At 72.2% G+C, this 8,080-nt stretch carries 5 protein-coding genes and 1 pseudogene; 4 read left to right on the forward strand and 2 right to left on the reverse strand.

All coding sequences use genetic code 11. The features are described 5' to 3' along the window. The first annotated feature begins 77 nt into the window (after positions 1-77). Together mca and AB0F15_RS38280 are read left to right on the forward strand one after the other, a co-directional pair. On the forward strand, positions 78-989 hold the full coding sequence (gene mca, locus AB0F15_RS38275) for a mycothiol conjugate amidase Mca (RefSeq protein WP_360281537.1): 912 nt from the start codon (positions 78-80) through the stop codon (positions 987-989). Next, positions 986-1,309, forward strand: coding sequence for a hypothetical protein (locus tag AB0F15_RS38280; RefSeq protein WP_360281539.1), 324 nt, complete (start codon positions 986-988; stop codon positions 1,307-1,309). Before mca ends, AB0F15_RS38280 begins: the two co-directional genes overlap by 4 nt. Before the next feature lie 73 nt (positions 1,310-1,382). On the opposite strand, the gene AB0F15_RS38285 is transcribed toward AB0F15_RS38280, so the two are convergent. Continuing rightward, entirely contained in the window at positions 1,383-3,875 is a 2,493-nt protein-coding gene (locus tag AB0F15_RS38285; RefSeq protein WP_360281541.1) for a polynucleotide kinase-phosphatase, read from the reverse strand. Beyond that, positions 3,872-5,238, reverse strand: a pseudogene (locus tag AB0F15_RS38290) (3' terminal RNA ribose 2'-O-methyltransferase Hen1). The gene AB0F15_RS38285 and the pseudogene AB0F15_RS38290 overlap by 4 nt, the downstream one beginning before the upstream one ends. 65 nt (positions 5,239-5,303) lie before the next feature. Here AB0F15_RS38290 and AB0F15_RS38295 point away from each other — a divergent pair. Next, positions 5,304-7,280 (forward strand): thioredoxin domain-containing protein, encoded by a 1,977-nt coding sequence (locus AB0F15_RS38295; RefSeq protein WP_360281543.1) that lies wholly within the window; start codon positions 5,304-5,306, stop codon positions 7,278-7,280. 105 nt (positions 7,281-7,385) lie between these two features. Then, on the forward strand, positions 7,386-7,943 hold the full coding sequence (locus tag AB0F15_RS38300; RefSeq protein ID WP_360281545.1) for a hypothetical protein: 558 nt from the start codon (positions 7,386-7,388) through the stop codon (positions 7,941-7,943). The last annotated feature ends 137 nt before the right edge of the window (positions 7,944-8,080 follow it).

An 8,080-nucleotide genomic window follows, 5' to 3' on the forward strand; every position in this document is an offset into this window, starting at 1 on the left:
TCTCGAGTATCCGCCCGCCGGGAGGGCGGCCCGCAGGTGGGTCGCGGAATAAGGGCAGAAGGGGAGTCGTTCGGAGCATGGTGGACGCCGACGAGCTGAGGAACACCGCCAACCCGCGCCTGCGCCTGATGGCCGTGCACGCGCACCCGGACGACGAGTCGAGCAAGGGTGCCGCCACGATGGCGCGCTACGCCGCCGAGGGTCACGAGGTGCTGGTCGTGACGTGCACCGGAGGCGAAGCCGGCAGCATCCTGAACCCGGCCATGGACCGGCCCGAGGTGCTCGCGAACATGAGCGAGATCCGCCGCGAGGAGATGGCCCGCGCGGCCAAGATCCTCGGCGTGAGCCAGCACTGGCTGGGCTTCGTCGACTCCGGCCTGCCGGAGGGCGACCCGCTGCCGCCGGTGCCCGAGGGGTCGTTCGCGGTCGTCCCGCTCGAGGAGTCCACCGAGGCGCTGGTGCGCGTGATCCGCGAGTTCCGCCCGCACGTGATCACCACCTACGACGAGAACGGCGGCTACCCGCACCCCGACCACATCCGCACCCACGAGGTGTCGATGGCGGCGTGGGACGCGGCGGGGGACCCGGATCGCTTCCCCGACGCCGGCGAGCCGTGGCAGCCGTTGAAGCTCTACTACATGCACGGCTTCTCGCGGGCCCGGATGCTGGCCTTCGACTCGGCGCTCAAAGAGGCCGGGCTCGAGTCGCCGTATACCGAGTGGCTGGCGAAGTGGGATCCGGACAAGGCCGATGTGATGGAGCGGGTGACGACCCGCGTCGACTGCGGTGAATACTTCGAGGCGCGGGACGAGGCGCTGAAGGCGCACGCCACGCAGATCGACCCGACCAGCCGCTGGTTCGCCGTGCCACTGGAGATGCAGCGCGAGGTCTGGCCGACCGAGGAGTACGAGCTGGTCAAGTCGCTGGTCGACAGCACGTTGCCGGAGGACGACCTGTTCACGGGCATCAAGGAGAAGGTGAACACATGAGTCTGACGCTGCCGGCCGGCGTGGCGCTTCCGGTGACCGCGTCGGCCCTGGTGCTGGCGCAGCAGCCGGGCAACGGCGACAACGGCGGGCAGGGGGAGGACTTCGGCAAGTCCTCCCCGGTCGGCTTCCTGGTGCTGATCCTCTTCCTCATCGCGGTGGCCTTCCTGGTCCGCTCGATGACGAAGCACCTCAAGCGCGTCCCGGCCAGCTTCGACGACCCGCCTGCGGAGGAAGCCAAGGCCGACGACCCGCCGGCCGAGGCCGCCGCGGAGCCGGAGAAGAAGCAGCCGAACGGCGCCTCCCCGGCCAAGTCCGACTAGCTCGGGCCGGCCCCCAGCGCCCCAATGTGGCCTTCGGTGCGTTGAGCGCACCCAAGGCCACATTGGGGCGCTGCTAGAGCCGCGGGTCCACCGGGTCCGACTCCAAGGCGAGCACCGCGAACACGCACTCGTGCACGCGCCACAGCGGCTCGCCGCGCGCGACACGCTCCAGGGCCTCCAGCCCCAGCGCGTACTCGCGCGACGCCAGCGTGCGCTTGCGGTTCAACCCGCGTTTCCGCAGCCGCTCCAGGTTCTCCGGCAGCGTGTAGTCCGGCCCGTAGATGATCCGCAGGTACTCGCGCCCGCGCACCTTGACGCCGGGCTGCACCGGCCCGTGCGTTCCCCGGGTCAGGTTCGCCGCCGGCTTGACGACCATGCCCTCGCCGCCGGCCGCCGTCAGCTCTTCCCACCACGAGACGCCGCGGGCGACCGACGCGTCGTCCAGCAGGTCCACCTCGAGCGTCCGGGTCCGCTGGAACCGCGGCCCGGCCAGCCGATCGAGCAGCGACAGGTGCCAGGCGTGCGGCCGGTCGTGGTAGGCCTTCCCTTCGGACGCCAGCAGCTGGTACGGCGCCAGCCGCACGCCGTCCAGGCCGTGGGTCGGCCAGCAGTAACGCCGGTACGCCGTCCGGTAGGAGTCCACTGTGGATTGCCGGGTGGCCGTCCGCGCCAGGAGATCGCTGACGTCGACGCCCCGGGCGGCCGCCGTCGTCAACGCCGAAACCGTCGCCGGCAGCACCGCCTCGGCGGCCGCACCCACCGAGGCGTACTGGGAAGAGATCAGCGAGTCCGCCTTCGCGCTCCACGGCAGCAGTTCGGCGTCGAGCAGCAACCAGCCCGAGCCCAGCTCGTCGAACAGCCTAGCCGCCGCCGCGCGCACGTCGGCGAGCAGCGAAGCGTTCTGCGCCGCCGGGAAGAACGGCCGCCCGGTCCGCGTGTACACCGCACCGCCACCGCGGATCCCGAAGCGGTGGTACGCCACGTCGTCGTCGCGGCAGACCAGCACCACGGCCCGCGAGCCCATGTGCTTCTCTTCGCACAGCACCGACTGCACGCCCGCGGCCCGGTACTCGGCGAACGCCTCTTCCGGACGCTCGAGGTAGTCGGGGCGGGACGACGTCGAGCACGGCGCCATCGTCGGCGGCAGGTACGTCAGCCACCGCGGATCGACCGCGAACCGGCTCATCACCTCCAGAGCGGCCGCCGACTGCTCCGCCGAGACACCGACCCGGCCGTGGTGCGCGGTCTGCACAATCCGCTTCCCGGTGACGTCGGTCAGCTCCAGCACCGCCGGCTCGCGCCCGCCGAGCGGCCGAGAGGCGTCGAGCGGGCGCGAAGGCTCGTACCAGACCCGGTGGGCCTTCACCGAGACGACTTCGCGCTCCGGGTAGCGCAGCGCGGTCAGCTTCCCGCCGAACACCACGCCGGTGTCGAGGCACATCGTGTTGTTGACCCACTCCGGTTCCAGCGTCGGCGTGTGCCCGTAGAGGACCATCGCCGATCCGCGGTAGTCGTGGGCCCACGGCAGCCGCACCGGCAGGCCGTACTCGTCGGTCTCGCCGGTCGTGTCGCCGTAGAGCGCCATGCTGCGCACCCGCCCGGACGCGCGCCCGTGGTACCGCTCGGGCAGCCCGGCGTGCGCGACGACGAGCTTCCCGCCGTCGAGGACGTAGTGCGCGATCAGCCCGTCGCAGAATTCGTGCGCCTTCCGCCGGAATTCCTCGGTTTCCGCGGCGAGCTGCGCCAGCGACTCGGCGAGCCCGTGCGCCGCGTTGACCTTCCGCCCGTGCAGCGCCCGCGCCAGCTTCTGCTCGTGGTTCCCGCAGACGACCAGCGCGTTGCCGGTCTCGGCCATCCCCATCACCCGGCGCAGCACCGCCGGGGTGTCCGGGCCGCGGTCGACGAGGTCGCCGACGAACACGGCCGTGCGCCCCGCCGGGTGCACGCCGTCGACGTACCCGAGTTCGGCCAGCAGCTCCTCGAGCTCGGCCGCGCAGCCGTGGACATCGCCGATCACGTCGAAGGGGCCGGTCAGCGCACGCTTGTCGTTGCGCAGCGGCTCGACGACGAGCTCAGCCTCGGCCACCTCGGCTTCGGACCGCAGCACGTGCACCCGCCGGAAACCCTCGCGCTCCAACGACTTCAGCGACCGCTGCAGCTCGCCGCGCTGCCGCCGGATCACGTGGTCGCCGAAGTCGCGGTCGGCCCGCGACGCGTTGCGGGCGGCGCAGACGGCCACCGGCAGGTCCAGGACGATGGCCGTCGGCAGCACATCGTGCTCCTTCGCGAGCTTCACCAGGCTCGCCCGTGAAGCGCGCTGGACGTTAGTCGCGTCGATGACGGTCGTCCGCCCGGCCGCGAGCCGCTTCGCCGCGATGTAGTGCAGCGCGTCGAAAGCGTCGGCCGACGCGGACTGGTCGTTTTCGTCGTCGGCGACGAGCCCGCGGAAGAAGTCGCTGGAGAGCACCTGCGTCGGCGCGAAGTGCGTACGCGCGAACGTCGACTTGCCGGAGCCGGAAGCGCCGACGAGCACGACGAGCGACATGTCGGGAACGGTCAGCTTCACGCGGCCACCTCCTGAGTGGTCGTGAAGACCGCCAGCTGGGTCGGCGGTCCCGATTCCTGGTCCTCCGGTCCGATCGGCAGGTACCGGACGTCGTAGCCGCGCCGGGTCGCGACACCGTCCGCCCAGGCGCGGAACTCGGCTCGCGTCCACTCGAACCGGTGATCGGCGTGCCGGAAATGCCCCATCGGCAGGAACTCGAACAGCCGGTTGTACTCCGCGTTGGGGGTCGTGACGAGCACCGTGCGCGGTGCGGCGACCCCGAACACCGCGTGCTCCAAGGCGGGGAGCCGCTCCTCGTCGACGTGCTCGACGACCTCCATGAGCACGGCGGCGTCGTACCCGGCCAGCGCCGGGTCGGCGTAGGTGAGCGCGGATTGCCGCAGCGTGACGCGGGAGCCGTCCTTCAGCCGCTTCTCGGCGATGTGCAACGCACTGCTCGACACGTCGACACCGACGATTTCGGTGAACGACCGCTCCTTTTCGAGGACGCGCAGCAGCGCGCCGGAGCCGCAGCCGAGGTCCAGCACGCGCCGGGCGCCCGCGGCCCGCAACGCGGCGAGCACGCTGCCGTGCCGCTGCGACGCGAGGCTCTCCGGCTTGTCCGGCACCTCGGTGACCAGCGCTTCGGCCTCCGCCGGGACGTCGTCCGCCTCGGCCAGCCGCGAAAGCGCGTACGCGACGACCGGGCGGCGCCGCTCCAGGTAGCGGTTCGTGATGAGCGTCCGTTCGGGGTGCCCGGCGAGCCAGCCGTCGCCGGCACGCAGCAGCTTGTCGGCCTCGTCCTGGCCGACCCAGTAGTGCTTGTCGCCGTCGAGCGCGGGCAGCAGCACGTACAGGTGGCGCAGGGCGTCGGCGACCCGCTGAGTACCGGCGAGCGTCAAGTCGACATAGCGGCTGTCGCCCCACTGCGGGAACTCGGTGTCGAGCGGGATCGGCGTGGCCGTGACGCGCCAGCCGAGCGGCTCGAACAGCTTGTGCACCACCTCGGCGCCGCCGCGCGCGGACAGCGACGGCACGCGGATCTCCAGGTCGAAGGCCTCGTCGAGCAGTTCGGGACGTGCCGCACAGCGGCCCGCGAGCGCCGTCGTGAACGCCGCCCGCAGCGCCACCGCGAGGTACGAGCCCCCGCGTACGGCCGGTCGTTGACGTACTGCGTCAACGACGTCCCGCCCCCGCGAACGAGCGCGACCGGGTCGATCTCGACGAACAAGGCGGCCGTGCACCGGTCCGGCGAGGCCTCCGGGTAGAAGACGTGCGCGGTGCCGGCGGACAGCGCGACCGACTGCGCCTTGTCCGGATGCTTGTGCAGGAGAAAGCCCAGGTCGGTGGCCGGGTTCCGGGTCGTGGTGATGGTCAGCAACACCGGCCCAGTGTGGCGGACGGGCCGGTGACCGCGCGCCCGGTTTTCCCGGGTGCGACCCTGGATCCATGAACCGCCTCGCGCACGCGACCAGCCCGTACCTGCTCCAGCACGCGGACAACCCGGTCGACTGGTGGCCGTGGGGCCCCGACGCGCTCGCCGAGGCGAAGCGGCGGAACGTGCCGATCCTGCTTTCCGTCGGCTACGCCGCCTGTCACTGGTGCCACGTCATGGCGCACGAGTCGTTCGAGGACGCCGGGACCGCCGCCCTGATGAACGCGAACTTCGTCGCCATCAAGGTCGACCGCGAGGAGCGGCCGGACATCGACGCGGTGTACATGGCCGCCACCCAGGCGATGACCGGGCAGGGCGGCTGGCCGATGACCTGCTTCCTCACCCCGGACGGCGAGCCGTTCCACTGCGGCACCTACTACCCGCCGTCGCCGCGGCCGGGCATGCCGTCGTTCCGGCAGCTGCTCGCCGCCGTCACCGAGGCGTGGCAGGAGCGGCCGGACGAGCTGCTGGACGGCGCCAAGCAGATCGTGGCGCACCTCGCCGAGCAGACCGGGCCGCTCAAGGAGTCCGTTGTGGACGAAGCGGCGCTCGCCGGCGCGGTCGGGAAGCTCGAGCAGGAGGCGGACAGCGTCAACGGCGGGTTCGGCCGTGCCCCGAAGTTCCCGCCGTCGATGGTCCTGGAGTTCCTGCTGCGCCACCACGAGCGCACCGGGTCGCGGGTGGCGTTGTCCCTGGCGGACTCGACGGCCGAGGCGATGGCCCGTGGTGGCCTGTACGACCAGCTGGCCGGCGGCTTCGCGCGCTACTCCGTGGACGCGGAGTGGATCGTGCCGCACTTCGAGAAGATGCTGTACGACAACGCCTTGCTCTTGCGCTTCTACGCGCACCTCTGGCGGCGCACCGGCTCGGCGACGGCGTTGCGGGTCGCCACGGGCACGGCGGAGTTCCTCGTGGCGGGCTTGCGGACGCCTGAGGGTGGCTTCGCGTCTTCGTTGGACGCGGACACCGAAGGCGTCGAAGGCCTGACGTACGTCTGGACGCCATCGCAGCTGCGTGAGGTGCTCGGGGAGGAAGAAGGGACGCGCGCGGCGGAGCTGTTCGGCGTCACCGCCGAGGGAACGTTCGAGGAGGGCGCCTCGACGTTGCGCCTGTTCGGTGAGCTGCCGGAACCGATGCGGGTCAAGCTCCTGGACGCACGGGCCAAGCGGCCGCAGCCGGGCCGGGACGACAAGGTGATCGCGTCCTGGAACGGCCTGGCGATCACGGCGCTGGCCGAGGCGGGCGTCGCCCTCGATCGTCCACAATGGATCGAATGGGCCGCCGCCGCGGCGGAGCTGCTGCTGCGGATCCACGTCGTCGACGGCCGGTTGCGGCGCAGTTCGCGCGACGGCGTCGTCGGGGAATCCGCCGGGGTGCTCGAGGACTACGCCTGCGTCGCCGACGGCTTCCTGGCGCTGCACCAGGCGACCGGCTCCGCGAAGTGGCTCACCGAAGCGACGCGGCTGCTCGACCTCGCGTTGGCGCACTTCGCGTCCCCGGACGTCCCCGGCGCGTACTTCGACACGGCCGACGACGCCGAGACGCTGGTCCAGCGCCCGGCGGACCCGGGCGACAACGCGAGCCCGTCGGGGGCGTCCGCGCTGGCCGGGGCCCTGCTGACGGCGTCCGCGCTCGCGGGCCACACCGATGCGGGCCGGTACCGGGAGGCGGCTGAGCAGGCACTGCGCCGCGCCGGGGTGCTGGCCGGGCGGGTACCGCGGTTCGCCGGCCACTGGCTGTCGGTCGCCGAAGCGCTGCAGGCCGGTCCGGTGCAGGTCGCGGTGGTGGGCGCGGACGCTTCACTGCGGCTGGCGGCGGCGCGGGGAGTGCACGGCGGCGGCATCGTGCTGGCCGGCGAGCCGGACGCGCCGGGTGTGCCGTTGCTGGCCGATCGCCCCCTGGTCGGCGGGGCCGCGGCGGCGTACGTGTGCCGCGGGTACGTCTGCGACCGCCCGGTCACGTCCGCCGAGGAGCTGACCGCCCAGCTCTGACTCTGACCACCCTGCCGTGATCGCCCTGGGTGAACGCCGCCCCGATCGCGGTGTTTCCGGCGTAGCTTCGGTAGCGATGTAATCATGTAATCGCGGAGGTGCGACATGGGACGAGGATGGCGAGGAGGCCGCGGCTGGCAGCAGGCCGAGGTCCCGCCGGCGGACGACGCGGCGGCCTGGTTCGGCGGCCGCCTGCCCGACGGCTGGTTCACGGGCGCACCGGAGGTGACGGTCGACCGCGAGGAGATCATCGTGGTCGGCGAGCTGCCGGCGTTGACCGAGGAGTACGCGGACGACGCGGCCCGCGCGGCGGCCGAAGAGGGCCGCATCAGCCGGTACCGCGAGGAGACGCGCGACGAGCGCATCGAGATCGCCCGCCAGGCCGAGCACCGCTACCAGCGCAAGGTGGCGTGGGGCGCGCGCCTGGGCGGCACGACGGCGCTGTTCACGACGCATTCGGCCCCGGTGATGACCCGCTTGCGCCAGCCGGAGCGCCTGGTGCTGGACACGCTGGTCGACGCCGGGGTGGCGCGGTCGCGCTCGGACGCGCTGGCGTGGGCCGTGCGCCTGGTCGGCCAGCACGCGGACAGCTGGCTGGGTGAGTTGCGCGAGGCGATGAGCAAGGTGGACGACCTGCGCTCGAAGGGTCCCGACCTCGGCTGAGCGCCCCGCCGTCGCTTCACCAAGCGTTCGTGAAGGCCACCTGGAGGACTTCGAGTTCGGCTGGCGGCTGCCCGACGTCATCCTCTACCCCACCGGCGGCGGCGTCGGCATCATCGGCATCCACAAGGCCCTGCTGG

The organism is Amycolatopsis sp. NPDC026612 (assembly GCF_040638285.1).
GTDB lineage: Bacteria > Actinomycetota > Actinomycetes > Mycobacteriales > Pseudonocardiaceae > Amycolatopsis.

What these genes read in the sequence shown, in the direction of transcription:
- AB0F15_RS38300 (WP_360281545.1), top strand. Translation starts at nt 7,386, where the DNA reads ATGGGACGAGGATGGCGAGGAGGCCGCGGCTGGCAGCAGGCCGAGGTC.
- AB0F15_RS38280 (WP_360281539.1), top strand. Translation starts at nt 986, where the DNA reads ATGAGTCTGACGCTGCCGGCCGGCGTGGCGCTTCCGGTGACCGCGTCG.
- AB0F15_RS38295 (WP_360281543.1), top strand. Translation starts at nt 5,304, where the DNA reads ATGAACCGCCTCGCGCACGCGACCAGCCCGTACCTGCTCCAGCACGCG.
- mca (WP_360281537.1), top strand. Translation starts at nt 78, where the DNA reads ATGGTGGACGCCGACGAGCTGAGGAACACCGCCAACCCGCGCCTGCGC.